General features: G+C 68.8%; 27 protein-coding genes. 10 read left to right on the top strand and 17 right to left on the bottom strand.

The genetic code is table 11. The annotated features are described in order from the left end of the window. Positions 1 to 19 precede the first annotated feature (19 nt). On the bottom strand, positions 20 to 1,423 hold the full coding sequence (locus tag ACTMTF_RS32850) for a sensor histidine kinase (RefSeq protein WP_441114174.1): 1,404 nt from the start codon (positions 1,421 to 1,423) through the stop codon (positions 20 to 22). Positions 1,424 to 1,532: 109 nt separating this feature from the next. Here ACTMTF_RS32850 and ACTMTF_RS32845 point away from each other — a divergent pair, with 109 nt between their 5' ends. From ACTMTF_RS32845 to soxR, 4 genes are read left to right on the top strand one after another with little or no spacing between them, the layout of a single operon-like run. Further along, the gene (locus ACTMTF_RS32845) at positions 1,533 to 2,438 is read left to right on the top strand and encodes an ABC transporter ATP-binding protein (RefSeq protein ID WP_441114173.1); all 906 of its coding nucleotides are present in this window, start codon (positions 1,533 to 1,535) and stop codon (positions 2,436 to 2,438) included. Beyond that, positions 2,435 to 3,169: an ABC transporter permease gene (locus ACTMTF_RS32840; protein WP_441114172.1), complete on the top strand. Its 735-nt coding sequence runs from the start codon at positions 2,435 to 2,437 to the stop codon at positions 3,167 to 3,169. Before ACTMTF_RS32845 ends, ACTMTF_RS32840 begins: the two co-directional genes overlap by 4 nt. A gap of 24 nt (positions 3,170 to 3,193) precedes the next feature. Then, the gene (locus ACTMTF_RS32835) at positions 3,194 to 3,913 is read left to right on the top strand and encodes a metallophosphoesterase (protein WP_441114171.1); all 720 of its coding nucleotides are present in this window, start codon (positions 3,194 to 3,196) and stop codon (positions 3,911 to 3,913) included. A 10-nt stretch (positions 3,914 to 3,923) separates the two neighbouring features. Further along, positions 3,924 to 4,406: a redox-sensitive transcriptional activator SoxR gene (gene soxR, locus ACTMTF_RS32830; protein ID WP_441114170.1), complete on the top strand. Its 483-nt coding sequence runs from the start codon at positions 3,924 to 3,926 to the stop codon at positions 4,404 to 4,406. Here the strand turns inward: soxR and ACTMTF_RS32825 are convergent. Together ACTMTF_RS32825 and ACTMTF_RS32820 are read right to left on the bottom strand one after the other, a co-directional pair. Further along, positions 4,403 to 4,846: a universal stress protein gene (locus ACTMTF_RS32825; protein WP_441114169.1), complete on the bottom strand. Its 444-nt coding sequence runs from the start codon at positions 4,844 to 4,846 to the stop codon at positions 4,403 to 4,405. The two genes, soxR and ACTMTF_RS32825, sit on opposite strands and share 4 nt — an antisense overlap. A 124-nt stretch (positions 4,847 to 4,970) precedes the next feature. Next, positions 4,971 to 5,714 (bottom strand): SDR family oxidoreductase, encoded by a 744-nt coding sequence (locus ACTMTF_RS32820; RefSeq protein ID WP_441114168.1) that lies wholly within the window; start codon positions 5,712 to 5,714, stop codon positions 4,971 to 4,973. A 129-nt stretch (positions 5,715 to 5,843) separates the two neighbouring features. Between ACTMTF_RS32820 and ACTMTF_RS32815 the strand changes: the two genes are divergently transcribed. Further along, positions 5,844 to 6,779 carry a cupin domain-containing protein gene (locus ACTMTF_RS32815; protein WP_441114167.1) on the top strand — a complete coding sequence of 312 codons (936 nt, stop codon included), beginning with the start codon at positions 5,844 to 5,846 and terminating at the stop codon, positions 6,777 to 6,779. A gap of 31 nt (positions 6,780 to 6,810) precedes the next feature. Here ACTMTF_RS32815 and dnaB read toward each other — a convergent pair whose 3' ends face one another. Next, on the bottom strand, positions 6,811 to 9,306 hold the full coding sequence (gene dnaB, locus ACTMTF_RS32810; RefSeq protein ID WP_441114295.1) for a replicative DNA helicase: 2,496 nt from the start codon (positions 9,304 to 9,306) through the stop codon (positions 6,811 to 6,813). 375 nt (positions 9,307 to 9,681) lie between these two features. On the opposite strand from dnaB, the gene ACTMTF_RS32805 reads away from it, so the two are divergent. Then, positions 9,682 to 10,983 (top strand): MATE family efflux transporter, encoded by a 1,302-nt coding sequence (locus ACTMTF_RS32805; RefSeq protein ID WP_441114166.1) that lies wholly within the window; start codon positions 9,682 to 9,684, stop codon positions 10,981 to 10,983. A gap of 62 nt (positions 10,984 to 11,045) precedes the next feature. On the opposite strand, the gene ACTMTF_RS32800 is transcribed toward ACTMTF_RS32805, so the two are convergent. After that, on the bottom strand, positions 11,046 to 12,296 hold the full coding sequence (locus ACTMTF_RS32800; RefSeq protein WP_441114165.1) for an RNA-guided endonuclease InsQ/TnpB family protein: 1,251 nt from the start codon (positions 12,294 to 12,296) through the stop codon (positions 11,046 to 11,048). 255 nt (positions 12,297 to 12,551) lie between these two features. Between ACTMTF_RS32800 and ACTMTF_RS32795 the strand changes: the two genes are divergently transcribed. Next, positions 12,552 to 14,045, top strand: coding sequence for an APC family permease (locus ACTMTF_RS32795; RefSeq protein ID WP_441114164.1), 1,494 nt, complete (start codon positions 12,552 to 12,554; stop codon positions 14,043 to 14,045). 20 nt (positions 14,046 to 14,065) lie between these two features. Here the strand turns inward: ACTMTF_RS32795 and ACTMTF_RS32790 are convergent, their stop codons facing one another. The 7 genes from ACTMTF_RS32790 to rpsF form a co-directional block, all read right to left on the bottom strand. Beyond that, complete coding sequence (locus ACTMTF_RS32790) at positions 14,066 to 14,809, bottom strand: amino acid ABC transporter ATP-binding protein (protein WP_441114163.1); 744 nt, start codon at positions 14,807 to 14,809, stop codon at positions 14,066 to 14,068. Then, positions 14,806 to 15,654, bottom strand: coding sequence for an amino acid ABC transporter permease (locus tag ACTMTF_RS32785; RefSeq protein WP_441114162.1), 849 nt, complete (start codon positions 15,652 to 15,654; stop codon positions 14,806 to 14,808). Before ACTMTF_RS32785 ends, ACTMTF_RS32790 begins: the two co-directional genes overlap by 4 nt. Next, positions 15,651 to 16,514 (bottom strand): ABC transporter substrate-binding protein, encoded by an 864-nt coding sequence (locus ACTMTF_RS32780; RefSeq protein ID WP_441114161.1) that lies wholly within the window; start codon positions 16,512 to 16,514, stop codon positions 15,651 to 15,653. The genes ACTMTF_RS32785 and ACTMTF_RS32780 overlap by 4 nt, the downstream gene beginning before the upstream one ends. 124 nt (positions 16,515 to 16,638) lie before the next feature. Continuing rightward, entirely contained in the window at positions 16,639 to 17,085 is a 447-nt protein-coding gene (rplI, locus tag ACTMTF_RS32775) for a 50S ribosomal protein L9 (RefSeq protein WP_397015614.1), read from the bottom strand. A 14-nt stretch (positions 17,086 to 17,099) separates the two neighbouring features. Continuing rightward, positions 17,100 to 17,336: a 30S ribosomal protein S18 gene (gene rpsR, locus ACTMTF_RS32770; protein WP_020543048.1), complete on the bottom strand. Its 237-nt coding sequence runs from the start codon at positions 17,334 to 17,336 to the stop codon at positions 17,100 to 17,102. A 79-nt stretch (positions 17,337 to 17,415) separates the two neighbouring features. Beyond that, positions 17,416 to 18,000, bottom strand: a complete 585-nt coding sequence (locus ACTMTF_RS32765; RefSeq protein ID WP_441114160.1) for a single-stranded DNA-binding protein — start codon at positions 17,998 to 18,000, stop codon at positions 17,416 to 17,418. An 89-nt stretch (positions 18,001 to 18,089) separates the two neighbouring features. Continuing rightward, positions 18,090 to 18,380 carry a 30S ribosomal protein S6 gene (rpsF, locus tag ACTMTF_RS32760; RefSeq protein WP_106242878.1) on the bottom strand — a complete coding sequence of 97 codons (291 nt, stop codon included), beginning with the start codon at positions 18,378 to 18,380 and terminating at the stop codon, positions 18,090 to 18,092. Positions 18,381 to 18,571: 191 nt separating this feature from the next. Here rpsF and ACTMTF_RS32755 point away from each other — a divergent pair, with 191 nt between their 5' ends. After that, positions 18,572 to 18,883 (top strand): hypothetical protein, encoded by a 312-nt coding sequence (locus ACTMTF_RS32755; protein ID WP_441114159.1) that lies wholly within the window; start codon positions 18,572 to 18,574, stop codon positions 18,881 to 18,883. A gap of 44 nt (positions 18,884 to 18,927) precedes the next feature. Here the strand turns inward: ACTMTF_RS32755 and ACTMTF_RS32750 are convergent, their stop codons facing one another. Further along, entirely contained in the window at positions 18,928 to 19,107 is a 180-nt protein-coding gene (locus tag ACTMTF_RS32750) for a hypothetical protein (protein ID WP_397015610.1), read from the bottom strand. Positions 19,108 to 19,179: 72 nt separating this feature from the next. On the opposite strand from ACTMTF_RS32750, the gene ACTMTF_RS32745 reads away from it, so the two are divergent. Beyond that, positions 19,180 to 19,923 (top strand): deoxyribonuclease IV, encoded by a 744-nt coding sequence (locus ACTMTF_RS32745; protein ID WP_441114158.1) that lies wholly within the window; start codon positions 19,180 to 19,182, stop codon positions 19,921 to 19,923. A gap of 63 nt (positions 19,924 to 19,986) precedes the next feature. Here the strand turns inward: ACTMTF_RS32745 and ACTMTF_RS32740 are convergent, their stop codons facing one another. The 4 genes from ACTMTF_RS32740 to ACTMTF_RS32725 form a co-directional block, all read right to left on the bottom strand. After that, on the bottom strand, positions 19,987 to 21,051 hold the full coding sequence (locus ACTMTF_RS32740; protein WP_441114157.1) for a mannosyltransferase family protein: 1,065 nt from the start codon (positions 21,049 to 21,051) through the stop codon (positions 19,987 to 19,989). Between the two features lie 4 nt (positions 21,052 to 21,055). Beyond that, positions 21,056 to 22,378, bottom strand: coding sequence for a glycosyltransferase family 87 protein (locus ACTMTF_RS32735; protein ID WP_441114156.1), 1,323 nt, complete (start codon positions 22,376 to 22,378; stop codon positions 21,056 to 21,058). Continuing rightward, positions 22,375 to 25,053, bottom strand: coding sequence for a transglycosylase domain-containing protein (locus ACTMTF_RS32730; RefSeq protein ID WP_441114155.1), 2,679 nt, complete (start codon positions 25,051 to 25,053; stop codon positions 22,375 to 22,377). Before ACTMTF_RS32730 ends, ACTMTF_RS32735 begins: the two co-directional genes overlap by 4 nt. 150 nt (positions 25,054 to 25,203) lie before the next feature. Then, positions 25,204 to 25,296, bottom strand: a complete 93-nt coding sequence (locus ACTMTF_RS32725; RefSeq protein WP_441114294.1) for a hypothetical protein — start codon at positions 25,294 to 25,296, stop codon at positions 25,204 to 25,206. A gap of 254 nt (positions 25,297 to 25,550) precedes the next feature. On the opposite strand from ACTMTF_RS32725, the gene ACTMTF_RS32720 reads away from it, so the two are divergent. Continuing rightward, positions 25,551 to 26,135, top strand: a complete 585-nt coding sequence (locus ACTMTF_RS32720) for a PadR family transcriptional regulator (RefSeq protein WP_189137536.1) — start codon at positions 25,551 to 25,553, stop codon at positions 26,133 to 26,135. Positions 26,136 to 26,240 lie beyond the last annotated feature (105 nt).

The raw sequence follows: 26,240 nt of genomic DNA, 5'->3' as shown, positions 1-26,240 counted from the left end.
ATAGGCGGCTCGGTGCCGTCTAGCACGCCGGGCCCCCCTTCTTCTCGTGCAGCGCGGGTATCGCCATGGCCACCACGTACATGGTCGTGCCGAGCGCGATCATGAGCGCGATGACCGGCCACTGCCAGGGCCCCGGCAGGTGCAGGGCGAGGAACCAGGTCTTCTCGTCAACACCGAAGATCTTGAAGATGGCGGCCACGATCCCCTGCGGGAACATCGGGCACCAGGCCGTCGAGTGCAGGGCCACCACGGTCACCAGCTTCCAGCGCGGCAGCTTGGACAACTCGCCTGCCCAGTATTCGGGCAGCACCCGCGGCAGCTCCATGGTGACCGTGGTGGGGCCGCCGGGCGGGCTGTTGATCGCTAACACCCCGTCGAAGGCCGCCAGTCTGCGCTCGATGCCGACCAGCCCGCTGCCCTTCGCCGGGTCGGCGCCTCCCCAGCCGTCGTCGGCCACCGTGATGCGCAGGTTGGGGCCGTTGCAGCTGATGTCGATCGCCACCGTCTTGGCCTTGCCGTGCCGGGCGGCGTTGGCCAGCAGCTCGCTGATCGCGAAGTAGGCAGCCGCTTCCACCGGGGACTCCGGCCTGTTCGGCAGGTCCGCCTCCACCGTCACCCGCAGCGGGCTGTCCATCGCCAGCGCCCGCACGGCGTCCGCGAGCCCGCGCTCGGCCAGCACCGGCGGGTGGATGCCGCGGATGATCCGGCGCAGCTCCGTCAGCGTCTCCGCGGACGCCTCCCTGGCCTTGGCCATCAGCGCCTTGGCCGCGGTGGCGTCGGCGGCCATGAGCTGCTCGGCGGCGCCGATCGTCATGCCGATCGCCACCAGCCTGGCCTGGGTGCCGTCATGCAGGTCACGCTCGATCCTGCGCATCTCGGCCGCCTGCGTGTCCACGGCGAGGTTGCGTACCCTGCTGAGGTGGTTGACCTGGCCGGCCAGGCGGCTGGCCGCGGTCGCGGCCAGCAGCACCTCGCACCACAGCGCGTACACCCGCAGGCCGCGGCCCGGAAGCAGGATGAACAGCGGCACCAGCAGCACCTTGACCATCGGGTCCAGCGCCAGCCACAGGCCGTCGCGCCAGGTCGCCGGGTCGGTGAGCAGCCACTTCCAGCGGTCGTTCCAGGCCGGCATCCGCGGCGTCTTGTAGAGCGTGCGGTTCGACCGGTACATGCCGTCGGGCTGCGGCTGGGGAGGCGGCGGCTTGGGCAGGTACGGAGGCTCGATCGTGACCCCGGTGGAGGCGTGCACCACGCGCCTGGTCGTCCTCGTCACCCACCGGATCATCCGGACCTGCGGCGGGAAGAGGAAGACCATGCCCAGGCCGAAGGTCAGCATCAGCGTGAGCACCGACGAGGCGAGCGCGATCACTTCGGCGACGAGCAGCGCCAGCAGCGCCAGGACATGACCGAACTTCCGCAGCATCCCCTCAGTGTGCGTGATGGAAGGCGATACGCACACTGCATCTAGATACACCTTGCCCGGGCAACCAGCACGATTCTCCTGCGTACGGCCCGTTCCTAGGCTCAAGGCCATGAACGTCATCGAGGTCGAGAACCTCCACAAGCGCTACCCCAACCATGTGGCGGTGGACGACGTTTCGTTCGAGGTGCGGGCCGGGGAGATCTTCGGCATCCTCGGGCCGAACGGCGCAGGCAAGACCACCACCGTGGAATGCGTGTCCGGCATCCGCGTCCCTGACGGCGGCAAGGTGCGGGTCACCGGCATCGACCCGTCCCGTGACCGGGCCGCGCTGCGCCGGGTGCTCGGCGCGCAGCTGCAGAGTGCGGCCCTGCCGGAGAAGATCAAGGTCTGGGAGGCGATGGACCTGTACGCCTCCTTCTACCCCGAACCGGCCGACTGGCAGGCGCTGCTGGAGCAGGTCGGACTGTCCGCCAAGCGGGACACCGCCTTCGCCAAGCTCTCCGGCGGCCAGCGGCAGCGCCTGTCCGTCGCGCTCGCGCTGGTCGGCAAGCCGCGCATCGCGGTGCTCGACGAGCTCACCACCGGGCTCGACCCGCAGGCCAGGCGCGACACCTGGGAGCTGGTCGAGAGTGTGCGCGACTCCGGCGTGACGATCGTGCTCGTCACGCACTTCATGGAGGAGGCCGAACGGCTCTGCGACCGGATCGCGCTCATCGACGCCGGACGCGTCGTCGCCACCGACTCACCCGCCGGCCTGATCGCCCAGGTGGGCGCCGAGCAGCGGGTGCGGTTCCGGCCGTCGGCTCCCGTGGCGGACTCCGTACTGACAGAGCTGCCCGGTGTGACGGACGTCAGCCACAGCGGCGACCAGGTGACGGTGTCCGGCACCGGGAACCTGGCGCACGTGGTCACCCTCGCCCTGGCCCAGAAGCAGATCGTCCCCGGTGACCTGCGCATCGAGCAGGCCTCTCTGGACGACGCGTTCCTCGCGCTCACCGGAAGGAAACTGGTATGAAGAAAATCCTCCTTGTCGAGACCAAGCTGATGCTGCGTGACTGGCCGAGCGTCGTCATCAGCATCGCGTTGCCCGTCGTGCTGCTGGTTTCCCTGGGGCAGATCCCGACGTTGCGGACGCCCGACCCGACATTCGGCGGTCAGCGGTTCATCGACGCCCAGTTGCCCGCCCAGATGGTCCTGCTGGCGTTGCTGACGATCTCCTTCACCTCGCTGCCCAGCGTGCTGACCACCTACCGGGAGCGGGGGGTCCTGCGCAGGATGTCGACGACGCCGGTGCACCCGGCACGGCTGCTGGCCGCACAGCTGCTGATCAACCTGAGTGTGGCCCTGGTGGCGGTGGTGTTGATCATCGTGGCCGGGCGTCTGGTGCTCGGCTCGCAGATCCCCGCGAACATCTTCACCTTCGTCCTCGTGGTCCTGTTCGGCACCGCGGCGATGCTCGCCATGGGGCTGGTGATCGCCTCGATCGCGCCCAACAGCAAGTCCGCGCCCGGCATCGGGTCGATCGCGATGTTCCCGCTGATGTTCGTGGGAGGCATGTGGATCCCGCGCGAGACCATGCCGGAGACGCTGCGCACGGTCAGCGACTACTCGGTGGTCGGGCCGCTCATCAACGCCATGCGCGACACCTGGGCGGGCCAGCTGCCCCAGCTCCCGCACCTGATCGTGATCGCCGTCGGGCTGGCGCTGTTCAGCGTGCTGGCCGTCAAGCTCTTCCGCTGGGAGTAGCGCGACCTGGCGTAAGGTGACGAAATGGCGACTATCGCGCACATCAGCGACCTCCACATCGGCGGATCCGCGGCCAGTGTGGACCGGGCCCGGGGCGTCATGCGCCATCTCGCGACGCTCCGGCTCGACGCCGTGGTCGTCACCGGTGACATCGCCGACCACGCGCTGGTGGAGGAGTACGAGATCGCCGCCGGGCTCCTCCTCGGCGGCGACGTGCCGCTGATCGTCTGCCCCGGCAACCATGACGCGGTGCCGCCGTTCGAGAAGCTGATCGGGCCCGCGAACCAGGTGCTCAGGCTCGACGAGGTCACGATCGCGCTGGCCGACTCCAGCGTGCCGGGCGAGCCGCACGGCCATCTCGCGGACGAGACGCTGGCCTGGCTCGACGAGATCCTCGCCGAGCGGCCCGGGGTGCCGGCCTTCGTGGGCCTGCACCATCAGCCGATCGACCTCGGGATTCCGTACGTGGACCGGATCAGGCTCACCGCTCCTGAACGGCTCGAAGCGGTCGTGCGCAGGCACCCGAACGTGGCGGGCGTGTTCGTCGGCCACGCGCACACCGGGGTGTCGAGCACGTTCGCCGGTGTGCCGCTCGTCGTCGCCCCCGGCGTCATCTCCACCTGCCTGACCCACGTCGAGACCGACGGCTTTCCCCTCGACTACGACCTGCCGCCCGCCTTCGCCCTGCACTTCTTCGATGGCGAGCGGCTGGTGACCCATTTCCGGCCGGTCATCCTCAAGTAACCTTGAGGATGTGACGAACGTGGCATGGAACTCCCGGGAGCTGACCGTCGGCCAACTCGCCGAGCGCAGCGGCGTCGCCGTGTCCGCCCTGCACTTCTACGAGACCAAGGGCCTGATCTCCAGCCGCCGCACGGCCGGCAACCAGCGCCGCTACACCCGTGACACCCTGCGCAGGGTGGCGTTCGTGCGGCTGGCGCAGCGGCTCGGCATCCCCCTCAAGACCATCAAGGACGCCCTCGCCGAGCTGCCCGAGGAGCGCACCCCCACCCGCGACGACTGGGCGCGCCTGTCAGGAGCCTGGCGCAGGGAGCTCGACGACCGGATCGAGCAGCTCCAGCGCCTGCGGGACGACCTCACCGACTGCATCGGCTGCGGCTGCCTGTCGCTGGACCGGTGCGCGCTGGCCAACCCCTACGACCGGCTGGGCACCGAAGGGCCGGGCGCCCGGCGCATCGACACCCGCATCTGCCCTCCCGCCTCCCCGTGCCGTTAGCCCCTGGCAGGCGGCACGATCAGGATCGGGCGGTGGATGTGGTGCAGCACGTGGTTGGAGACGCTGCCCAGCAGCACCGAGCGCAGCCCGGCCAGACCACGCGACCCCATCACGACCAGCGTGACGTCCAGCTCGTCCGCCACCTCCACGATCGTCCGCCAGATCGACTCGGTCTCGGCGACCACCCTGGACGTCACCTCGGCGAACCCCGCGGCGGCGGCCAGCTCGGCCCCCTCCTTGGCCACCTGCTCCGCCTGGCTCCGGGCCTCCCCCAGGTCCTCCGCGATCATGACGGCCCCCAGCGGGAACCGGCGCATCCGCACGAGCAGCGGCTCCCACACGGTGACGACGATGGCGGCCTGACCGGCGAGGGCCCGACCGGCGAACTCGACGGCGGCCCGGGCGTCCGGCGAGCCGTCGTAGGCGATGAGAATGGTCATGGCGCGCTTCCCTTCGCTCCTACTCACCAGTAGAGCACTTCCCGGGGTCACACGCGCAGGTCAGCGAGGGAGCGTCGGCGCGCCGCACGGAGATCAGGCCGGCGTCCTCGGGCGTCAGGACCTGTCAACCGGCGGAAGCCGTCTCCAGGACGAAGCCGCTGGGGTCGCCGGTGAGTGAGGCCTTCGCCGCGACGCCGAAGTCGTCGGCGAGGATCTCGATCTTCCCGGCCTCGACCCCGTCGAGGGCGGTGCGGACGATGTCGACCGGGTCGTTCAGCACGCCGTCCGGAAGTGTGCCGCCCTCCAGGGCCTTGTCCGCGTAGGCCTTCATGGTCTCGGTGGCCGTCGGCCCGAACACCAGGCCGGTGACGAGGGTGCCCTGATCGGCGAGTTCGAGCCGGACCCCGTTGGTCAGGGCCCACTGTGCGGACTTGGCGACGGCGTAGGCGTTGTTGCCGACGAGACTCTGGAAGGACAGGACCGACAGGACGTTGAGGATGGCGCCGCCGCCGTTCCCGGCGAGGACGGGGGCGAAGGCCCGGATCATGGCGAGGGTGCCGTAGAAGTGGGTGTCGAGCGTCAGCCGGATCTTGTCGAGGTCACCGCCGACGAGGTTCACCCCCAGGGAGACCCCGGCGTTGTTGATCAGCACGTCGACGTCGCCGGCGGCCGCCGCTGCCGCCGCGACGGACGCCGGGTCGGTGACGTCGAGCGGCAGCACCTCGGCGCCGGGAAGGTCCACGAGCTCCGGACGGCGGGCGGTGGCGTACACCTTGGCCGCGCCCCGGTGCAGCAGTTGCTCGGCGAAGTGGCGGCCGAGGTCGCGGTTGGCGCCGGTGACGAGGGCGGTGGCTCCGTGCAGTCGCATGTCTCTCCTTGGGGTTCCAGCCCGGTACAGCCGGGCGTAATGAACCGTACGGAGCACCAGGTGCGTCAGTCGATACCCGTCTGGCTCAGATAATTATCCGATTGCCTCACCCTGACGTACGATCACCTCATGGATCTCCTGACAGACGTGCTCCAGGTGTCCGGCGTCCAAGGCACTCTCGGCACCCGGATCGAGGCGGGCGGAAGCTGGGCGATGGTCCTGGACGACTATCCCGGCGCGGCGATGCACGCCGTCACCGCGGGCGGCGCGTGGCTCACCGTCGCGGGCCGTGAGCCGGTGGAGCTGACCGCGGGCGACGTCGTCCTGCTCCCGGCCGGGACGCGGCACGACCTGGGCGACGCCCCCGGCACCCGGGCCGGGCCGTGCGACCAGGCGGAGGCGGCACGCGCCCGCGAGAGCGGCGAGGTGGTCCGGCTCGGTGCGCCACCCGTGCGTACGCACATCGTCACCATCCACTACAGCTGCGATCCGGCGACACGCACGCAGGTGCTGACCAGGCTTCCCGACCTCGTGCACGTCGGCGCCGAGGTGGGGGCGGACTGCTTCGACGACGCCGTGCGCATGCTCGGCCGCGAACTGGCCAACCCGCAGATCGCGACGACGGCCGTCCTCAACAGCCTGGTCGACATCATGCTGATCCAGCTGCTGCGAGCCTGGCTGGCCACCCGTCCGGCCGAGCAGCGCGGGACCTGGCTGGGCATGCTCGACGATCCGATCGTCCGCGAGGCGCTGGAGCGTATCCACCAGGACCCCGCGCGGCCGTGGACGACCGCGACGCTCGCGTCCGCGATCGCGGTGTCGCGCGCGACGCTGTCACGGCGCTTCCCGGCGGCCATCGGGCAGAGCCCCGCCGCCTACCTGGCCCAGTGGCGGATGGACCTGGCCGCCATCCGGCTCCGCGACACCCACGACTCCGTCGAGGACGTCGCCGCCGCCGTGGGATACGGCTCCGTCCCCGCCTTCAACCGCGCCTTCACCCGCGCCCGCGGCCGGACCCCGGGCCGCTACCGCATCGACGCCCGCACCCGGGCGCCCGCCCGATGACCGACGACCGGCCGCGCGTCCGCTACGGCCGTCAGTGCTGCGCCATGTCGACGAACCGGCTGTAGTGGCCCTGGAACGCCACGGTGACCGTCGCCGTGGGGCCGTTACGGTGCTTGGCCACGATCAGGTCCGCCTCACCCGCTCTGGGGGACTCGCGCTCGTACGCATCCTCACGGTGCAAAAGGATGACCATGTCCGCATCCTGCTCGATAGATCCAGATTCGCGCAGGTCGCTCACCATAGGGCGTTTGTCCGTGCGCTGCTCGGGACCACGGTTGAGCTGCGAGATCGCGATGACCGGCACCTCCAGCTCCTTGGCCAGCAGCTTGATGGCACGCGAGATCTCCGAGACCTCGTTCTGACGGCTCTCGGTCTTCTTCGGCGAGCTCATCAGCTGGAGGTAGTCGATGATCACGAACCGCAGATCGTTACGCTGCTTGAGGCGGCGGCACTTGGCCCTGATCTCCATCATCGACATGTTGGGCGAGTCGTCGATGAACAGCGGCGCCTCGGCCACCTCGCTCATCCGCCGTGCCAGCCGGGTCCAGTCGTCGTCGCCCATCATGCCCGACCGCATCGACTGCAGGGACACCCGGGCCTCGGCCGACAGCAGACGCATCGTGATCTCGTTGCGCGACATTTCCAGGGAGAAGATGACGGTGGTCATCCCATGCTTGATCGCCGCAGACCGGGCGAAATCCAACCCCAGGGTGCTGTTGTGCGTGGGGATGCAGGTCCGGCCGGCCAGGTACATGTGATCGGCGTTGTCCACCTCGACGCATCTGACCGGCCGCGACGGGACGGGACGCACGTCCACGATGTAGCGCACCAGCGTCGACGGATGCGCCCGATCCACCTGCCTGGCCGCCTTACGAGGCAGGCGGAAGACCTTGTCCGGCGTGGTGAACTCGATCACGTAGCGGGTGGCAGATGCCTCGGTGCGCCCCTTCACCGGTTCGGTGTGAATCGTCGCTTGGTAACCGAGGCTGAGGACCAGCTCGTGCACGTCATGGGCCAGCTGCCGGTTCGTCACCGCGAACTGAATCTGCCCGTCCGCGTTCACGTACCCATCGGAATCGAGCAGACCTGCCAGCAGCTCGCGCCGCTGACTCTCCGAGCCACGCAGATAATCGACGGGAATGCGCTTGTCGCCCGGCACACCCGAAGTGCGGCATCCCTCGGCTCGCAGATCGGCGATGATCTCAGGGTCGAGCGTGGTGACTCGCGCGCTCTCGCTCCGGCCGTCGCCGAGCCAGATCCCTAGCAGGTAAGGGGAAAGCGGGAAATCCTGCTCATCGAGCTGGAAGGCAGTCGAAACCGCGACGGCATGGTTGGGCCGCCGATCCGCGGACGAGCACCTCAACGTGGCGGCGATCTCCTCCGTGGTCACCACACTCCTGTGCCTAGCCGTCGTGGCGACGTTCTTCGGCCTCGTCACCCTCTCGTACAGAGCTCCGAAGAGTTGAGCCGCAGGATAGGCGGGTGTTTGCCAGGAGTAGCTCCGGACCGGGCCGCCGACGGCGGCCGGCACCTTGCCGACCGTCCCCATTGCCTTCTCCACCGTGTGCAGGACGTAACGGAACTCCTGCCCGACGGTGGCCACGGCCTCTCGGTGGGTGATCCGCTGGTCACGAGCGGCGAGCGAGCCGTGGTATGCGTCCCTGACACGACGGACGGAGTCGGCGGGCCACTGGAACGACCGCAGATCGTCAGCGGCTCTCCTGGCGGCTCGTGTGGTGGTGCGCCACTGGTGCTGGGCGTCGGCCACGATGACCGTGCCATCGCTGAACTCGACCTCGTAGCAGGGCCTGCCGTGCATGACCTCGGTGGCCGCGACGACGCGTGTCGGCTTGCCGTCGGCGCCGATGAGGTGATCGCCGACCTGCACCTCGCCCATCGTCGTCCACCCGGCCGGCGTCGGAAGTGGCGTGTCCAGGGCGAGCGCCTTGCCGATGGCGGGCCGGGCGGCCACGACGATCATCTGGCCCGGGTGGAGGCCGTTGGTGAGCTGGTCGAGGTCCTGGAAGCCGGTGGGGACGCCGACCATCTGGCCGCTCCGGCTGCCGATGGCCTCCAGCTCGTCCAGGGCGCCCGGCATGATGTCGGCCAGGGCCGCGTAGTCCTCCGAGGTGCGGCGCTCGGTGACCTTGTAGATCTCCGCCTGGGCGCGGTCGACGAGGTCGTCGACCTCTTCGTTCTGGCCGCCGTAGCCGAAGGAGACGATGCGGGTGCCGGCCTCGATGAGGCGGCGGAGGATCGCCTGCTCACGGACGATCTTGGCGTAGTAGCCGGCGTTGGCGGCCGTCGGGACCACGGCCGTCAGGGTGTGGAGGTAGGCGGCGCCGCCGACCCTGGCCATCTCGCCGCGTTTCTGCAGCTCGTCGAAGACCGTGACCGCGTCGGCCGGCTCGCCCCGGCCGTAGAGGTCGGTGACGACGTCGTAGATCATCTGATGGGCGGGCCGGTAGAAGTCGTCGGACCGCAGGACCTCGACCACGTCGGCGATGGCGTCCTTGGACAGCAGCATGCCGCCGAGGACGGACTGCTCCGCGTCGATGTTGTTGGGTGGTGTGCGCTCGAAACCTGGGCCAGCGCCCACCTCTTCGTCGTCAATGCTCACCGCGCCCCCTCAACAGCTTGCAGGCGGTCGCACCACCCCCACTTGTAGTCGACCGGTGAGACAGTTTCCCGGCTCACCGGGCCGAGGGCAACGCAGCCTGTGGATAACCCTGTGGTCAAGCTGTGGACGAACGGGCCGAAGATGTGAAAGGCCTGTGGACCAGCCTGGGGATAACTATGAAAGACATCCACCGAAACCGCTCTGACCTGGCACAACAGTGTCCACCGGCTGTGGAGGGAAGAAAGTTGGACCGCCACGCCGGGTAAGGGGCATAATAGACGGATGCCCATTACCACCCAGGACCGGGAGATACTCCGGCTGGCCGTGCCCGCGTTCGGGGCGCTGGTCGCCGAGCCGCTCTTCCTGCTCGCCGACTACGCCATCGTCGGCCATGGGCTGGGCACCACCGCCGTGGGCGCGCTGGGCGTCGCGGGGGCGGTCCTGACGACACTGGTGAACCTGTGCGTGTTCCTCGCCTACGGTACGACGGCCTCCGTGGCACGGCAGACGGGGGCGGGCAACCACGACCGGGCCATGCGCAGCGGCGTGGACGGCATCTGGCTGGCGCTGGCCATCGGCGCGGCGGTGATCGTGGTCTGCTGGCCGCTCGCCCCGGCCGTCGTGGACCTGTTCGGAGCCGTGCCTCACCAGGCCGAGCAGGCGGTGACGTACCTGCGGATCAGCCTGCTCGGCACGCCCGGGATGCTGGTCGTGCTGGCGGGCACCGGCGTGCTGCGCGGGCTGCAGGACACCGCCACGCCGCTGCTGGTGGCGGTGGGCTCCTTCGCGCTCAACGCGGTGCTGAACGCCTGGTTCGTGCTCGGCCTCGGCTGGGGCATCGCGGGATCGGCCTGGGGGACGGTGCTCGCGCAGACGCTGGGCGCCGCCGTGTACGTGAGCGTGGTGGTACGCGCGGCGAGGCGGCTGCGTACCCCGCTCAGACCCGATCCGTCCGGGGTCAGGCAGGCGGGCACGGCCGGCCTCGCCCTGCTCATCCGGACCATCTGCCTGCGGATCGTGCTCCTGGTCGCGATAACGATCGCCACCAGGATGGGGCAGGCCGAGCTGGCCGCCTACGCCATCGCCACCCAGATCTGGACCATGATGGCCTTCACCCTGGACGCCATCGCCATCGCGGGGCAGGCCATCACCGGGCGGGCGCTGGGCGCCGGAGACACCGTCGCGACCAGGGCCGCGACCCGGCGAATGGTCGTCTGGGGCGTGTGGTCGGGGACGGTGCTGACCCTGGTCGTGCTGGCGGTGCGCCCGCTGCTGCCAGGCCTGTTCGACGCCGATCCACAGGTGACCGCGCAGTTGCTGGCCGTGCTCTGGCCGGTGGCGCTGTTCCAGCCGATCTGCGGCGTGGTGTTCGTGCTCGACGGCGTGCTCATCGGCGCGGGCGACCAGCGCTATCTGGCGTGGGCCGGCGTGTGGACGACGCTGGCCTACCTGCCCGCCGCCTTCGTCGCCGCCGAGCACGGCATCGTCGCCCTGTGGTGCGCGCTGGGGGTGTGGATGGCCGCCCGGCTCGTCACGCTGGGCCGGCGGGCCATGGGCAGCGCCTGGCTGGTAACAGGGGCTTGACTTTTCCTCGCCATGAACAACGGGGATTCTCCCGCCTCGCGGCGGGGTGTTTACTGCTGCTTCTACGCCGCTTGCGCGGTGGAGGTTTCGGGCGGTGCCAGGGTTGGGATCGCCTTGCCTGGTCTTACCTGCCCTTCACAGTCGTTTCGGGTGTCCGCCAGCCCGGCGGCCACGTCGTTCAGGTCATCCTGGGTCTTCAGGCGGATGCCTTCGGCCAGGATGTTGAGTGCTGCGGCGATGTCACGGTCGTGGTGTTCGCCGCAGGAGGGGCAGTCCCAGGTGCGGACGTCCAGGGCGATTTTCGCGATCCTGTGGCCGCAGCAGGGGCACAGCTTGGAGGAGGTATACCAGCGGTCGATGGTGATGAACGTGCGGCCGTAGCGGGCCGCTTTGTCTTCCAGCAGGCGCAGGAAGGTGCCCCAGGAGGCATCGTTGACGCTCTTGGCCAGCCTGCCCCGGGCCAGCCCCCGCACGGCCAGACCCTCGACCATCACCGTTTGGTTCTTACGGACGATCGTGGTGCTGACCTGGTGCAGGAAGTCCCGGCACGCGTCGCCGACCTTGGCATGCTGACGGGCGAGCTTGATGCGGGCTTTGGTGCGATTGGCGCTGCCCTTCCGCTTACGTGCCAGGGCACGCTGAAGTTTCTTGAGCTTGCGTTCCCTGCGGCGCAACCACTTCGGATTAGCGATCTTCTCACCGTCAGAGAGGATCGCGTAGTGGGTCAGCCCGAGATCGATCCCAACCTCCGCATCGCTGCGGGGGAAGGCCTGGATGTCGTCCGGCACGTCAACGACAAAGGAGGCGAAGTATCGGCCCGCCGCGTCCTTGACGACCGTCACACTTGAAGGCGCGGCGGGCAGCTCGCGCGACCACCGCACCTCGATCTCACCGATCTTCGCCAGATACAGAGTGCCGCCTGGGCGGATCTTGAACGCGTTGCTGTTGAACCGTGCCGACTGCCGATGATCACGTCGTGACTTGAACACCGGCAGGCCCATCTTCGGGCCTTTACGCTTGCCCGATACCGAGGCGAAGAAGTTGCCGTAGGCCACGTCCAGGTCCCGCAGCGACTGCTGCAACGGCACCGGCGACACCTGCCCAAGCCACTCCCGCTCAGGAGTCCGCTTGGCGGCGGTGATGCACATCTGCTGCAACAACGCGCCGCTGATTCGCATCCGATCGTTCTTCCACGCGGCTTTGCGGCGGGCGAGCGCGTCGTTCCACACCGCGCGGACACAGCCGAACAGCCGGGCCAAGGATTCCCGCTGGGACACATCCGGATAAAGCCGATAGTTGTAGCGCAGCTTCACCGAACACCACCCTCACCCTATGCAATTAATCGAGCACGCTCTGCGAACTCGAACATAGTAACGCCTCATCCACGACCACACCAGCAAACGCGACCAACGCGATCGGCGATGAATCCACGCCACGCGCTCCCGGCCGCCCCGCCGGCGGACCATCCTCGACCTGAAGATTTTCTGCGGCCCTTCGGTAATCCTCCCGTGCTTGCCGTTGTCGTAGTGGTAAGGCAGTGTGGGCGAGTCCCATGAGCGGGGTGTGTCTTGTCCACTATCACGCGATCCTCCATCACCCGGCGCCTGCCACCTGCTGAGGCGACCGAGCTGCGCACCGGTGCCCGGCATGCGCTGGCCCAGGTCTATCGCACGGCCGACCTCGTGGTGCTCGGACTCGGCGTCATGATCGGCGCCGGCATCTTCAGCATCGCCGGCCAGCAGGCCAAGACCACGGCCGGGCCGGGCGTGATCCTGTCGTTCATGATCGCCGGGATCGCCTGCCTGCTCGCCTGCCTGTGCTACGCCGAGCTGTCGTCCACGATGCCGAGATCCGGCAGCGCCTACACCTTCGCCTACGTCATCTTCGGCGAGGTGTGGGCGTGGATCATCGGCTGGGCGCTCATTCTGGAGCTCCAGCTCGCCGCCGCCGTGGTGGCGCGGGCCTGGTCGCAGATCACCGTCGGCGCCATCACCAACTTCGGGGTACGGGTGCCGTACCCCGACGTGGTCGCCACCGTCCTCGTGGTGGTCATCCTGGTGCTGCTGACCGGGGTCGTGGCGGTCGGCGCGCGGATCGGCCTGCGGGCCCTGTGGGTCATGGTCGCGGCCAAACTGCTGGCCATCGGGGCCGTCATCGTCGTCGGAGCCATGCACATCGACGTGGCCAACTTCGGCGACCTCTACGCCGAGCCGCAGCCGGTCAGCGGCACGAAGACGACCGTGCTCGACTTCTTCATCGGTCAGGACCAGGCGTTCGGCTGGATCGGCGTGTTCGCGGCGGCGCCCGTCATCGCCTTCGCCTACATCGGCTTCGACATCGTCGCCACCGCCGCCGAGGAGACCGTCAACCCTCGCGCCATGGTGCCGAAGGGCATGATCCGCAGCCTGGTGGTGGCCACGGTGATCTACATCGCGGTGGCCGTGGTCATGGTCGGCATGATCCCGTACACCAGCATCTCCCTGGACGCCCCGCTGTCCAGCGCCTTCCAGGACGTCGGCGTGGACTGGATGGGGCACGTCATCGACGTCGGCGCGGTGCTCGGCCTGACGACCGTGATCCTGGTGCTGATCGTGGGCCAGACGCGCGTGCTGTTCTCGATGGCCCGCGACGGGCTGCTTCCCAGGCAGCTGGGCGCGATCAGCCGCGCCTACCACACGCCGCAGCGGGCGACGCTGGTGATCGGCGCGGTCGCGATCGTGCTGGCGGTGTTCGTGCCGGTGCTCACCATGCAGGAGCTCGTGGTGATGGGCACGCTGTTCGCGTTCCTGTTCGTGGCGGCCGGGGTGATCGCGATGCGCCGGACGATGCCGGACCTGGAGCGGGGCTTCCGGGTGCCGCTCTCACCGCTGCTGCCCATCGCCTCGCTCGTCGCCACCCTCTGGCTCATGGTCAACCTGCAACTGCTCACCTGGGCGTGGTTCGCCCTGTGGATGGCCTTCGGCCTGGTGGTCTATCTCGTGTACGGCAGGCGGCGCAGCCTGCTGTCCCTGGCCGAACGGCCCCCGCCGGAGGCCGGTGGCCGGGGCCGGCATCGGCGTTAGCGCGTTGCGGCGCCGAAGCCTCAGAGGCGGCCCGAGCCGAGCACGCTGCGCAGGAAGCTGCGGGTGCGGTCGTGCTCCGGCTCGGTGAAGATCTTCTCCGGCGGACCCTTCTCCAGCAGGACCCCGTCGTCGAGGAAGCACACGGTGTCGGAGATGTCGCGGCAGATGGACATCTCGTGGGTCGTCACGATCATCGTCATGCCCGACTCCTTGAGCTCCCTGATCAGCGCGATCACCTCGACGACCAGCTCGGGGTCGAGCGCGGAGGTGACCTCGTCCAGCAGCATCAGCCTGGGCCCGGTGGCCAGGGCCCGGATGATGGCCACCCGCTGCTGCTGGCCGCCGGAGAGCTGGTCGGGATAGGCACGGGCCTTGTCCGCCAGCCCGAACCTGCCCAGCAGCTCGACGGCTTGCTCCTCGGCCTGCTCCTTGGCGACCTTGTGCACCTGCCGGGGGGCCAGGGTGATGTTGTCCAGCACGTTCATGTGCGGGAACAGGTTGAACGCCTGGAAGACCATGCCGAGCCGCTTGCGCACGTCGTCCGCGTTCACCCGCGGGTCGGTGATCTCCTGGCCGTCGAGGTGGATGGCGCCGTCGTCGACCGTCTCCAGCAGGTTCACGCAGCGCAGCAGCGTCGACTTGCCCGACCCGGACGCGCCGATCAGGCTCACCACCTCGTGCGGGCGGACCTCCAGGTCGATGCCGCGCAGCACGCTGTGGTCGCCGAAGTCCTTCCACACCCCGTCGATGGTCAGCAAGCTCATGCCCCCCGCCTCCTCCGTGTGCGCTCGGCCAGATGGTCGGTGAACCGGGCCATCGGGATCGTCAGCAGGATGAACAGCAACGACGTGACCAGGTAGGGGGTGTAGTTGAAGGTGTCCATCGTGTGGATCTGCGCCTGCCGGAGCGCCTCCAGCGGCCCGATGGTGGCCACCAGCGCGGTGTCCTTCTGCAGCGAGATGAAGTCGTTCAGCAGCGGCGGCACCACCCGGCGGGTGGCCTGCGGCAGCACCACGAACCGCATCGTCTTGACGTGGCTCAGGCCGAGCGAGCGGGCGGCGGCCACCTGGCTCGGGTGGATGGACTCGATGCCGGACCGGAACACCTCCGCCACGTACGCGCCGTACGACAGGGTCAGCGCGATGATGCCCAGGGTCGCCAGGTCGGTGGGGGCGCCCTGCAGGTTGAGCGCGGGCAGCCCGAAGCCGACCAGGTAGATGACCAGGATCGTCGGCACGCCGCGGAAGACGTCGGTGTAGAGCGTGGCCAGCGCCCGGACCGGGAAGAAGGCGGGCGTGCGGATGTTGCGGGCCAGCGCGACCAGCAGACCGACCACCAGGATCAGCGGCTCGGCGATCAGGAACATCTTGATGTTGAGCAGGAAGCCGTCCAGCACGTCCGGCAGCGCCCTGACGAACATCTCCCCGTCGAAGAACTTCTCCCGCACCCGGGGCCAGCCGGGCGCGTTGGTGACGATCCACACGACCAGGACGACGAAGACGAACGTCGAGGCGGTGGCGATCGAGGCCATGCGGCGCCCCTGGGACCTGCGGATCCGCTCCCGCTCGTGCTGCCGCTCGCTCTTGACCCGGGTGGGGCCGGGGCTCACTTCAGCTCCGGCGCGCCCGCCGCCTCGCTCAGCCACTGCTGCTCGATCTTGGCCAGCTCACCCTTGGTCTTGAGGGCGTCGACGGCCTTGTCGACGCACGACTTGAGGGCGCTGCCCCGCTCCATGACCAGGCCGAACTCCTCGGGCGTGCCGCCCGTCGCGCTGAACTGCCCGATGATCTTGGCGTCCTCGACCTGCGCGGCCGTGACGTAGAACGCCGTCGGCAGGTCCAGGACCAGCGCGTCGATCTGCTTGTTCTTCAGCGCGCTGATGCTGTCGATCTGCTCGTTGTAGACGTTCGGGTCCTTGTCGGGCTTGATCACCTCACGCACGGCGTTGAACGCGGTGGTGCCGACCTGCACGCCGATCTTGGCGTCCTTGAGCTCGGCCAGCGACGTGGCGGACGCGGCCTTGCCACCGTCGAGGGCCACGACGGCCTGCTTGACGGTGTAGTAGCCGTGGCTGAAGTCGACGGCCTTGGCCCGGTCAGGGGTGATGGAGACCTGGTTGATGTCGAAGTCGAACTGCTTGGGGCCGGGCGCGAAGGCCGTGTCGAACTTGACCGTGTTCCACTGCACCTCGGTGCGGTCGAAGCCGAGCTCCCCCGCCACCGCGTGCGCCACCGCGCTCTCGAAGCCCTGGCCGTTGGCCGGGTCGTCGTCCTTGAACCACGGCTCGAAGGCCGGCTTGTCCGTGCCGATCGTCAGCTTCCCCGGGGTGATCAGCTTGAGCTGCTCCTTGGTGCAGGCGGTGGACGCCGCCGGGGCGGCCGAGGTGCTCGCCGTGTTGTCGGCGGGCGCACACGCGACGGCCGCCGCCGCGAGCGCGCCTAGCGCGAGCAGCATCGAGGGACGGGCCATGGCTGAGCCTCCAGGGGGAAATACAGGGGAAGAACGTAGGAATTGTACGCTCCGACCTGCGGGTGAAGTGCGGCGGCCCGCCTCCCCGTGAAAGGGAGGCGGGCCGCGGCCAAGCCGGAAATCGTCAGCCGGCGACGACCTCGACGTCAACGGACGCCGAGACCTCGGGGTGCAGCTTGACGGTCACCTTGTGGGAGCCGACGCTCTTGATCGGGTTGACGATCTCGATGCGGCGGCGGTCGAGGGTCGGACCGCCGGCGGCCTTGACGGCCTCGGCGATGTCGCCCGTGGTGATCGAGCCGAACAGGCGGCCGGAGTCGCCCGCGCGGGTGGTCAGCCGGACGCGGAGCGCGCCGATCTGGCCGGCGACCTCCTTGGCCGTGCCCATGTCGCGGATCTCGCGGGCGTCACGAGCCTTCTTGATGGACTCGATCTGCTTCTCGGCGCCACGCGTCCAGCGCATGGCGTAGCCGCGCGGGATGAGGTAGTTACGGCCGAAACCGTCCTTGACCTCGACGACGTCGCCAGGGGTGCCGAGGCCGGAGACCTCGTTGGTGAGGATGAGCTTCATATCGACAGGCCTCCTTAGCGCGCGGTGCTCGTGTAGGGCAGCAGAGCCACCTCACGGGCATTCTTGATCGCGGTCGCCACGTCGCGCTGGTGCTGGGTGCAGTTGCCCGTCACCCGACGCGCACGGATCTTGCCGCGGTCGGAGATGAACTTCCGCAGCAGCGCGGTGTCCTTGTAGTCGACGTAGGAGATCTTGTCGTGGCAGAACAGGCAAACCTTCTTCTTCGGCTTGCGCAGTGCCGGCTTTGCCATCGTGGTGCTCCTTTCAGAGCCCCGCCGTCAAGCGGGAATGGGCCGAGGTGGACAGGTGGATCGGAAAGGGATCTTCCGGTTAGAAAGGCGGTTCGTCGCTGAAGTCGCCGCCGCCGCCGAAGCCGCCGGACGAGGACCCGCCCTGCTGCTGGCCGCCGCCGCCCCCCTGGAAACCGCCGCCACCGCCGCCGAAGCCGCCGCCCCCCTGGGGCGAGGCAGGCGTGGCAGAGGCCCACGGGTCGTCGGCCGGACCGCCGCCGAAGCCGCCGCCACCACCGCCGCCGCCGCCGCCCTGACGGGAGGTGCGGTTGACCTTGGCCGTGGCGTTACGCAGAGACGGGCCGACCTCGTCGACCTCGACCTCGTAGACGGTGCGCTTCTCGCCTTCCTTGGTCTCGTAAGACCGTTGCTTGAGCCGCCCCTGAACGATGACCCGCATGCCGCGCTGGAGGCTCTCGGCGGCGTTCTCCGCCGCCTGCCGCCACACGTTGCAGGTCAGGAAGAGGCTCTCGCCGTCCTTCCACTCGTTGGTCTGACGATCCATGAACCGCGGAGTGGACGCGATGCGGAATCGAGCCACCGCTTGCCCCGTGGGGGTGAAGCGCAGCTCCGGGTCGTCGACAAGGTTGCCGACGATGGTGATTACGGTGTCGCCTGCTGCCATGGCTAGCGCTCGCCTTCCTGCACGCCTTCGTCTTCGGTTACGGCTCAGAGTACGGCCGCCGCCCGACAAAAAGCCGGGCAACGAACTGCTTAGTGCACGTCGGGACGCAGGACCTTGGTGCGCAGAATGCCCTCGTTGAGGTTCATCTGGCGGTCGAGCTCCTTGACCGTCGCGGGCTGCGCGGACAGGTCGATGACGGCGTAGATGCCTTCGGACTTCTTGTCGATGTCGTAGGCAAGACGGCGACGGCCCCAGACGTCGACCTTCTCCACAGTGCCGCCGTCATTGCGGACCACGGTGAGGAACTGGTCGAGGGACGGCGCCACGGTGCGCTCATCGAGCGAAGGGTCCAAAATGACCATTACTTCGTAACGACGCATGCGGGACTCCAACCTCCTCTGGACTTTTGCGGTCACGACACTCTGCCGTGACAGGAGGACGCTGCGCGGATCCCGGGGCGCCTATTTCGGCCCCTCGGGGTGACGGATCATCCATCACAACGCAGCGTGTCCAGGTTACCAGTCGCGCAAAGGTGGGAAGGCACCTAGGAAACCTAGGGGGTGCTTTCGCTGTGCCGCACCTGCTCCAACCCTCACAGAACGAGCGGTTCAGGCTCACACTCAACACCGACGGCAGATCCCACCCGGTCGAGAACATCCTCGCGATCAGCACGCTGGTCTGCGGACTCGCCGCCTTCGCGGGGACCTTCTTCCCCGGGGGTCACGTCGTCTCGTCCTGGTTCGGCGCGCTCGGCTTCGGCATCGGGCTCTACTCCCAGTACGTCTCGGCCACCACGCCGCAGCGCTCGCTCAACATCATCGGTCTCGTGGCGTCGTTCGTGGGTGCCGCCCTGGGCATCGCCAGAGGCGGCTTCCTGCCGTGACACCGGCGGCCCCGGTCGTCGCCCGGGGCCGTCCGGGATATCGGTCAACCGCCGATGCGCAGGTCCACGCCGAGCAGGACCAGGAACCAGAGGAAGACCGCGAGCAGCGCCTCGGCGATGTCCTTGAGGATCGCCGGCGTGATGTAGTCGTACACCCAGGCCACGTACAGGCCGATGACCACGTAGATCAGGATGATTAAGGAGCGCAGCCGCCAGCGGCTCATATCGTTCTCCTCGCGTAGGGGGTGCAAGGCGACTTCCCGAGCACGGGGCCGGCAAACGGATAGGCTCCTGGCATGGTGCGCATCGGAGCTCACGTCGGTCAGGACGACCCCGCCGCCCACGCCGCGGCGATCGGCGCCGAGGTGGTGCAGTTCTTCCTCGGCAACCCGCAGGGCTACAAGAAGCCGGAGTTGCCCACCGTGCCGGTCGAGGGCGTCGACATCTTCATCCACGCCCCCTACCTGGTGAACGTGGCCTCGACCAACAACCGCATCAGAATCCCCAGCCGCAAGCTGCTCGCCCAGCATCTGGAGGCGGCGGCGGGCATCGGCGCCAAGGGTCTGATCGTGCACGGCGGCCACCTCAACGCCGGCGACGACCCGCAGGCGGGCTTCGACAACTGGCGCAAGGTCTTCGAGCGCCTGGAGTGCCCCATCCCGGTGCTGATCGAGAACACCGCGGGCGGCGACAACGCGATGGCCCGCAGCCTGGAGCGGCTCGCCCGGCTCTGGGACGCCCTCGACGGCTTCGACGTGGGCTTCTGCCTCGACACCTGTCACGCGCACGCCAGCGGCGAGGACCTGTCCGGCATCGTCGACCGGGTCAAGGCCATCACCGGCCGGATCGACCTGGTCCACTGCAACGACTCGCGCGACGACTTCGGCACGGGCGCCGACCGCCACGCCAATCTGGGCAAGGGCAGGATCGACCCGGAGCTGATCCTGGAGGTGTGCCGGGCGGCGGGGGCGCCGATCGTGGTGGAGACCCCGGCGGAGGGCCAGGCGGACGACATCGCCTTCCTGCGGAAGAACCTCTAGCCAATACACACAGCCTGTGGATAACTTCCCTGGATTACCGATGACCGAAAGTGGGTAGAGGCCTTACCCCGCCCAGGCGCCCGACAGGAACCGGACGGTGTTGAGCACCATCAGCGGCCCCGACACCAGCGCGTAGACGACGATCACCCACGGCCGCCTGGTCGCGAGCCCGGCGATCGCCACCCAGAGCGGAAACCACAGCAGCAGCGAGCGTGGCAGCGACAGATAGTAGGCCGACGTCATCAGCGCCGCCGCCTGCAGCCCCACGTAGACCGCCTCGCTCCACCTGCGCAGGACCAGCAGCCAGACCAGGGCCGCCACCGCGACCACCGCCCCGGCGATCTCCATGCGGAAGGGCGCCGCCGCCTCGCCCTCGCCCATGGCCGCCTGCCAGGTAATCGTCCAGGCGTCCCACGGCCACACCAGCTCCCGCCCCCAACCGGCCTCCTGAGCGCTCTTCCACGCCAGCCAGTCCCCGGTACGGGTGAAGTGATAGAAGGAGTACGCCGCCAGCGGCAGGAACGGCACCACCAGCCAGGGCGCCCGGCGTACCGGCTGACCGCTCCTCCAGAACTCCACGATCAGGGCCGCCGCCAGGAACAGCCCCGTGATCCGCACGCACGACGCGCCCGCCGCCAGCACGGCGGCCGCCGCCCAGCGTTCCCGGCGGGCGGCCAGCCAGGCGGGGATCGCGAACGCCAGGAAGAGCGACTCGCTGTAGCCCGCGGTGAGGAACACGGCCACCGGGAAGAGCACCAGCGCCAGCACCGCGGCCCAGCCGCGCGCGCCCTCCAGCTCCGCCAGCCTGGCCAGCGCGACCATGGCCACCGCCCCGGCGACCAGCGAGACGATCAGCCCGGCGGCCGACCAGTCCGGCACCACGAGGTGGACCGCCCGCAGCACCAGCGGCATGCCCGGGAAGAAGGCGGGCAGCCCCGCGTCCGGCTGCCGGCCGGGCTCGCCGTCGTAGCCGTACTCCGCGATCGTGACGAACAGCCCGGCGTCCCACTGCCTCCACCTGTGCAGGTATTGGCCGAAGGACACGCCGAGCAACGTCATCAGCAGCAGCCCGGCACGCGAGCCGAGCCAGACCACCAGAGCGTCCCTGGCCGGGGAACGGGTGAGCATGCGGCTAGGTGGCGGCCCTCAGCGTGAACCGGTCAGGAGCCTCGTCGAAGACCCCGCCGACCTGGTCGTCCACACCGGCCTGCCGTACCACGTCCTTGTCCGGTCGCAGGATGTCGCGCACCACGAAGGCCATCATGATGGCGATCGTGATGATGCGCCCCCAGACGGCGGTGAAGTAGGTGTCGTCGCCGATGCCGAGGTCCGCCCGGCTGACCGGCGGCTGGCCCAGCAGGTAGAGCCAGATGGCGAAGAAGTACCACACCTCGGCCATCTGCCACAGCGCCAGCGGCTTCCAGTTGGGCCTGGCCAGCACGGCGAGGGGCACCAGCCACAGCACGAACTGCGGCGACCACACCTTGTTCGTCATCATGAAGGCGGCCAGCGCGAGGAAGCAGATCTGCGCCAGGCGCGGCCGGCGTGGCGCCGCCAGGGTGAGGACCGCGATGCCGAGGCAGAGCAGCGCCAGCGAGACCATGCCCAGCAGGCTGACGTCCGAGGTGCCGAGCACCGGCCAGCCCTTGGTCTGGAAGAACAGCCAGGGCGAGCCCCAGTCGACGCCGCGCTCCTGGGAGAAGACGTAGAACCGCCGCCAGCCGTCCCAGGCGAAGATCATGAACGGCAGGTTGACCACGAGCCACGCCGCCGCGGCCGAGCCCATCGTGACGAGGAACGGCCGCCAGCGCGCGGTGCGCAGCGTCAGCAGGAACAGCGCGCCGACGAACATCAGCGGGTAGAACTTGGTGGCGATCGCCAGCCCCAGCAACACCCCGGCCAGCACCTGCCGCTGCCTGGCCCAGGCCAGCAGCATGCCCATGCTCAGCGCGCCCGCGACCAGGTCCCAGTTGATGTAGGCGGCAAGGATCACGGCGGGCGCGAGCGCGTACCACGCGGCGTCCCAGCGCCTGGTCGGGCCTGCCACCGCGGCCATCAGCAGCACGCCGGCCACAAGGCTGACGCCCATCAGGATGACGGTGAGGTCGTAGAACAGGACCCCCTGCGCCGGCACCGACGGCTCCAGGTTGCGGACGAGCCAGCCGATCGCCTGCATGACCTCGCCGAGCACCACCGGATACTCGACGTGCTTGTCGAACGGGACGTCGGCGAAGTACGGGTTCTGGGTGGCGAGCTGCCTGTCGAAGTAGAGCGGGTAGATGTCGGAGTAGCAGAAGTTGGTGTAGGTGGTGACCTGGTCGTTCCAGCCGCCGCTGCGGCAGGGCAGCCGCACCAGGTAGGCGAGCGTCGCCCCCAGGGCCGCGAACAGCCCCAGGGGGAGATACGGCACGGCGCGCGCGATGAAGGGCAGGCGCGCCCGCGTCGTCGTGGTCACTGCTGCTCGCGCCTGCTCGGCATCGACGATTCGGGCATGGTCGCCTGGCCGGCACCGTCCTGGTCACCCAGGAAGCCGGTGTCCTCCTCGCCGTTCTCGGGGAAGTCGTCCACGTTGGGGTCGACGGAGACGTTGCTGTCCTCGTCACACGGCTCGACGAAGCCGCACGACTCGTCGGGTCCCTGGTCGAGGTTGTCCGGGTCCGGCGTCGGGGTCGGCGTCGAGGTGGGCTCCGGCTTGGGGACCAGGTCCTCGGAGATGCCGGTGTCGGCGCGCGGCGGGAACGGCACGACCTTCTGGCCCTTGGTGGCCTCGGTCATGAAGGTCTTCCAGATGGCCGCCGGGTAGGTGGCGCCCTGGAATCCGGCGCCCAGCGTGACCTCGAACGCGGTGCTGTACGGGTTCTGCATGGTGTACTTCTTGCTCTTGCCCCTGGCCCACGGGCAGGTGTCGTTCACCGGCTTGACGATCTTGCCGCCCTTGGTCCTGCACTCCTGGCGGAACATGCCGACCGCGGTGGAGATCTGCGGGGTGAAACCGACGTACCAGGCTTCCTTGTTCTCGTTGTTGGTGCCGGTCTTGCCGCCCGTCGGCCGATCGTACAGCGCGGCGCTGCGGCCGGTGCCGGACTTGACCACGGCCTGGAGCGCTGCGGTGGCGTCGGCGGCGGCCTCGGGCGAGATGACCTGCGTGGCCGTCTTGTCCTCGGTGAAGACGATATTTCCGGACTTGTCCTCGACCTTGATGATGACGTGGTTGTCGAAGTGCTTGCCGCCGTTGGCGAAGATCGAGTAGCCGCCCGCCTGCTCCACGGCCGTCACCTGGCTACTGCCGATGGTGATCAGGTAGTGGTGACGGGACTCGGCGTCCTTGAGCCTGGTCTCGCTGAGCCCGGCCTTGGAGGCGATGTCGATCACCTTGTCCAGCCCGACCTTCTCCCCCATCTTCGCATAGGCGGTGTTGACGGAGCTGGCCGTGGCGGCGACGACGTCCACGGCCGAGGACTTCATGGAGTGGTCGTTGTCGATGGGCGTGGTGCCGGGCAGCTTGACCGGGCCCTTGGTGGGCACCCAGCTGCGCAGGCTGTAGCCGACGTCCAGCCACGCGGCCAGGACGTACGGCTTGAACGCCGAGGCCGCCTGCTTCTGCGACAGGAAGGCGTCGTTCCACGCGTCCTTGGCGTAGTCGTCACCCCCGTAGAAGGCCAGGATCCGGCCGTTGGTCGGGTTGACGGCCGCCAGCATGGCGTTGATCTCGGGGGTGAGGCTGCCCGTGTGCTGGTTCACCGCGGCCTTGGCGGCCCGCATGAGCTTCATGTCCAGCGTCGAGTAGATCCGGTAGCCGCCCTTGTCGACGTCTTCCCTGCTGATGCTGCGCGCTTCGAGCTCGTTGAGCACCGCCTCGACCATGTAGCCCCTGAGCCCCTGGAAGTAGTCCTTGGGCTTGTACTTGATCCGCTTGGGCGCCGTGGGGGTCTTCGCGGCCAGGCCGCCGTAGGCCTGCGGGTTGAGCTTGGCCATCTGGCGGATCACGTAGTCGTAGCGGAACTCGGTCGCCTCGAGCTTGCCCGCTTTCTCGGCCAGGTCGAAGGCGTCGGGGTTCTGGATCCGGCCCGCGAGGTAGGCGCCCTGCTCCGGGGTGAGCTTCTCTACCTTCTTGTTGAAGAAGGCGTCGGCCGCCGCGCCGATGCCGTAGGCGCCCCGGCCGAAGTAGATGGTGTTGAGGTACTGCTCGAGGATCTGCTCCTTGGGCAGTTGCTTGTTCAGCTTGACCGCGACGAAGATCTCCTTGACCTTGCGCTGGATGGTGCGCTCCTGGGAGAGGCCGTCGTAGTAGGCCCGCGCCATCTGCTGGGTGATCGTGGAGGCGCCCTGCACCTGCTCGCCGGAGACGGTGCTCCAGAGCGAGCGCACCATGCCGCTGAAGGAGATGCCGGCGTCCTCGCGGAAGGTGTCGTTCTCGGCGGCGATGACGGCGTCCTGGACCGCGCGCGGCACCTGCTGGAGTTCGAGGGGGACGCGCTTGGTGCCGAGCCTGGCCAGCTCCTTGCCGTGCGCGTCGTAGATGATGCTCTCTTGGTCCTTGACGCCGTCCTGCACCTGGCTCTGCGTCGGCACGGGCGTGTTGGCGTAGGCGACCGCGATCATGCCGAAGATGCCGGCGGAGAGCACGACGAAGCTGGCCACGACGATCTTCCAACTGGGGATGAACCGCCGCCACCTGGGCCTGTCGCCGTCCTCGGGCGGGCGTGGCGGCTCGGCCGGCCCGCCGGGGCCGCCTCCGCTCCTGCGCGCGCGCCGGGGGCCGTCGCTGACCATGGTCTCCTGGTTGCTGCGCGAGCGGGTCTCCTGCTCACCGCTGCCGCGCCGACGGGAGCCCTGGGGGGCGCGCCTGCGGGGCTCGTGCTCCGGCGAGGGCCCAGGGGAGGGCGCCGGGCCGTGGGACGGCACCGGGCCCGGCGGGCGCGGATTTCCGCGCGGCCCGGGCTCGTTGTACGGCGTCGGCTCGTTGCGTCGGGGAGGCTCGTTGCGCGAGGTCGCCTCGTTGTACGGGGTCGGCTCGTTGTACGCGTGGGCGGCCATCGCGCCGGTCTGCTCGTAGGCGGCCTCGGGACGACGGGAGGGCGGCGGCGCCTCACCCCAGCCGGACTCGCCTGTCTGCGGCGCCTGGGGCATGGAGCGGGATGAGTTGGAGCGGCGGCGCCTTCCCGGGCGGGCCGCCCCCTCATTGCTGCTGTAACTCACACGTCCTCACATCGTCGTCGGAATAGCACGGCGGTTCTGGGGTGTGACTCCTCGCCGTCCTCGGTGACTGCTGTGTCGCGCCTACTGAAGGCTGGCAACTGATCGCGGCCCGTTACCGAGGACGAACGAGGCCGTCAAGCGATTCCAGGAACAACCTTGGCAGACCTCGACCATGTTCACCCGGAACTCTTCGTAATCCTGCGCCATGTCGCCAGAGAGTCACCACGTGAACGGGTGGATCGGACCACCGCCTGCCTCGTCAGGCCGTCGTCCACCACCCTTCTCTGTGACCACATGAGCGCCAGACTACGGCTTTTTACGGATTCATCCCAACGACTTGGGGAAGTCGTCGATTGCGGCATATAGCGGCGCGACGTATCCTCAAGATGTATCGGCTCGATACATCGACGCGAGAGGGGGCGGTTCCATTGGCCAGCGGACAGGGCAGAGTGCTGGAACTGGCCGTGCTCGGGTCGCTGCACGAGACGCCGCTACACGGCTATGAGCTGCGCAAACGGCTCAACGCCCTGCTGGGCATGTTCCGTGCGTTCTCCTACGGTTCGCTCTACCCCTGCCTGCGGTCGCTGCTGGAGCAAGGGCTCATCGCGGAGGAGCAGCCGGCTCCCACCACGATCGTGGGCGGCAGATCGAAGATCGTCTACAAGCTCACGGCGGAGGGCAAGGAGCGCCTCCAGGACATGCTCACCCAGGCCGGTCCCTCAGCCTGGGAGGACGAGAGCTTCGGCGTCCACTTCGCGTTCTTCAGGCACACCGAGGCCGAAGTCCGCCTGCGCATCCTCGAAGGCCGCCGTAGCCGCCTCGAAGAGCGCCTCGACAGCGTCCGCACCGCCCTGGCCCGCACCAGGGAGCGGCTCGACAGCTACACGCTCGAGCTGCAACGTCACGGGCTCGAATCCGTCGAGCGCGAGGTCCGGTGGCTGAACGAGTTGATCGCAACGGAGAGAAAGGCCTCACAAGGGCCTGAGAGAGATACCACGTCAAGTGATGAGTAAGGGAGCGAGTGCGATGGGTTCGGTTCGCGTGGCCATTGTCGGTGTCGGCAACTGCGCGTCGTCGCTGGTCCAGGGCGTTCACTATTACAGGGACGCCGACCCGGC

Source organism: Nonomuraea sp. ZG12, from assembly GCF_052068115.1.
Classification (GTDB): domain Bacteria; phylum Actinomycetota; class Actinomycetes; order Streptosporangiales; family Streptosporangiaceae; genus Nonomuraea.
Note: the sequence above shows the minus strand (reverse complement) of the source record. Positions and strands in the feature narration are given on the sequence as shown.

Coding starts and splice junctions, on each gene's coding strand:
- dnaB (WP_441114295.1), bottom strand. CDS start 9,306: ATGCTGCTGTCCAAGGACGCCATCGCCGACGTGGTCGAGGTCCTGCGG.
- ACTMTF_RS32840 (WP_441114172.1), top strand. CDS start 2,435: ATGAAGAAAATCCTCCTTGTCGAGACCAAGCTGATGCTGCGTGACTGG.
- ACTMTF_RS32820 (WP_441114168.1), bottom strand. CDS start 5,714: ATGCGACTGCACGGAGCCACCGCCCTCGTCACCGGCGCCAACCGCGAC.
- rpsR (WP_020543048.1), bottom strand. CDS start 17,336: ATGGCAAAGCCGGCACTGCGCAAGCCGAAGAAGAAGGTTTGCCTGTTC.
- ACTMTF_RS32790 (WP_441114163.1), bottom strand. CDS start 14,809: ATGAGCTTGCTGACCATCGACGGGGTGTGGAAGGACTTCGGCGACCAC.
- ACTMTF_RS32780 (WP_441114161.1), bottom strand. CDS start 16,514: ATGGCCCGTCCCTCGATGCTGCTCGCGCTAGGCGCGCTCGCGGCGGCG.
- ACTMTF_RS32730 (WP_441114155.1), bottom strand. CDS start 25,053: ATGCCCCAGGCGCCGCAGACAGGCGAGTCCGGCTGGGGTGAGGCGCCG.
- ACTMTF_RS32805 (WP_441114166.1), top strand. CDS start 9,682: ATGCCCATTACCACCCAGGACCGGGAGATACTCCGGCTGGCCGTGCCC.
- rplI (WP_397015614.1), bottom strand. CDS start 17,085: ATGAAGCTCATCCTCACCAACGAGGTCTCCGGCCTCGGCACCCCTGGC.
- ACTMTF_RS32845 (WP_441114173.1), top strand. CDS start 1,533: ATGAACGTCATCGAGGTCGAGAACCTCCACAAGCGCTACCCCAACCAT.
- ACTMTF_RS32850 (WP_441114174.1), bottom strand. CDS start 1,423: ATGCTGCGGAAGTTCGGTCATGTCCTGGCGCTGCTGGCGCTGCTCGTC.
- ACTMTF_RS32815 (WP_441114167.1), top strand. CDS start 5,844: ATGGATCTCCTGACAGACGTGCTCCAGGTGTCCGGCGTCCAAGGCACT.
- rpsF (WP_106242878.1), bottom strand. CDS start 18,380: ATGCGTCGTTACGAAGTAATGGTCATTTTGGACCCTTCGCTCGATGAG.
- ACTMTF_RS32750 (WP_397015610.1), bottom strand. CDS start 19,107: ATGAGCCGCTGGCGGCTGCGCTCCTTAATCATCCTGATCTACGTGGTC.
- ACTMTF_RS32740 (WP_441114157.1), bottom strand. CDS start 21,051: ATGCTCACCCGTTCCCCGGCCAGGGACGCTCTGGTGGTCTGGCTCGGC.
- ACTMTF_RS32825 (WP_441114169.1), bottom strand. CDS start 4,846: ATGACCATTCTCATCGCCTACGACGGCTCGCCGGACGCCCGGGCCGCC.
- ACTMTF_RS32745 (WP_441114158.1), top strand. CDS start 19,180: ATGGTGCGCATCGGAGCTCACGTCGGTCAGGACGACCCCGCCGCCCAC.
- ACTMTF_RS32725 (WP_441114294.1), bottom strand. CDS start 25,296: ATGGTCGAGGTCTGCCAAGGTTGTTCCTGGAATCGCTTGACGGCCTCG.
- ACTMTF_RS32765 (WP_441114160.1), bottom strand. CDS start 18,000: ATGGCAGCAGGCGACACCGTAATCACCATCGTCGGCAACCTTGTCGAC.
- ACTMTF_RS32835 (WP_441114171.1), top strand. CDS start 3,194: ATGGCGACTATCGCGCACATCAGCGACCTCCACATCGGCGGATCCGCG.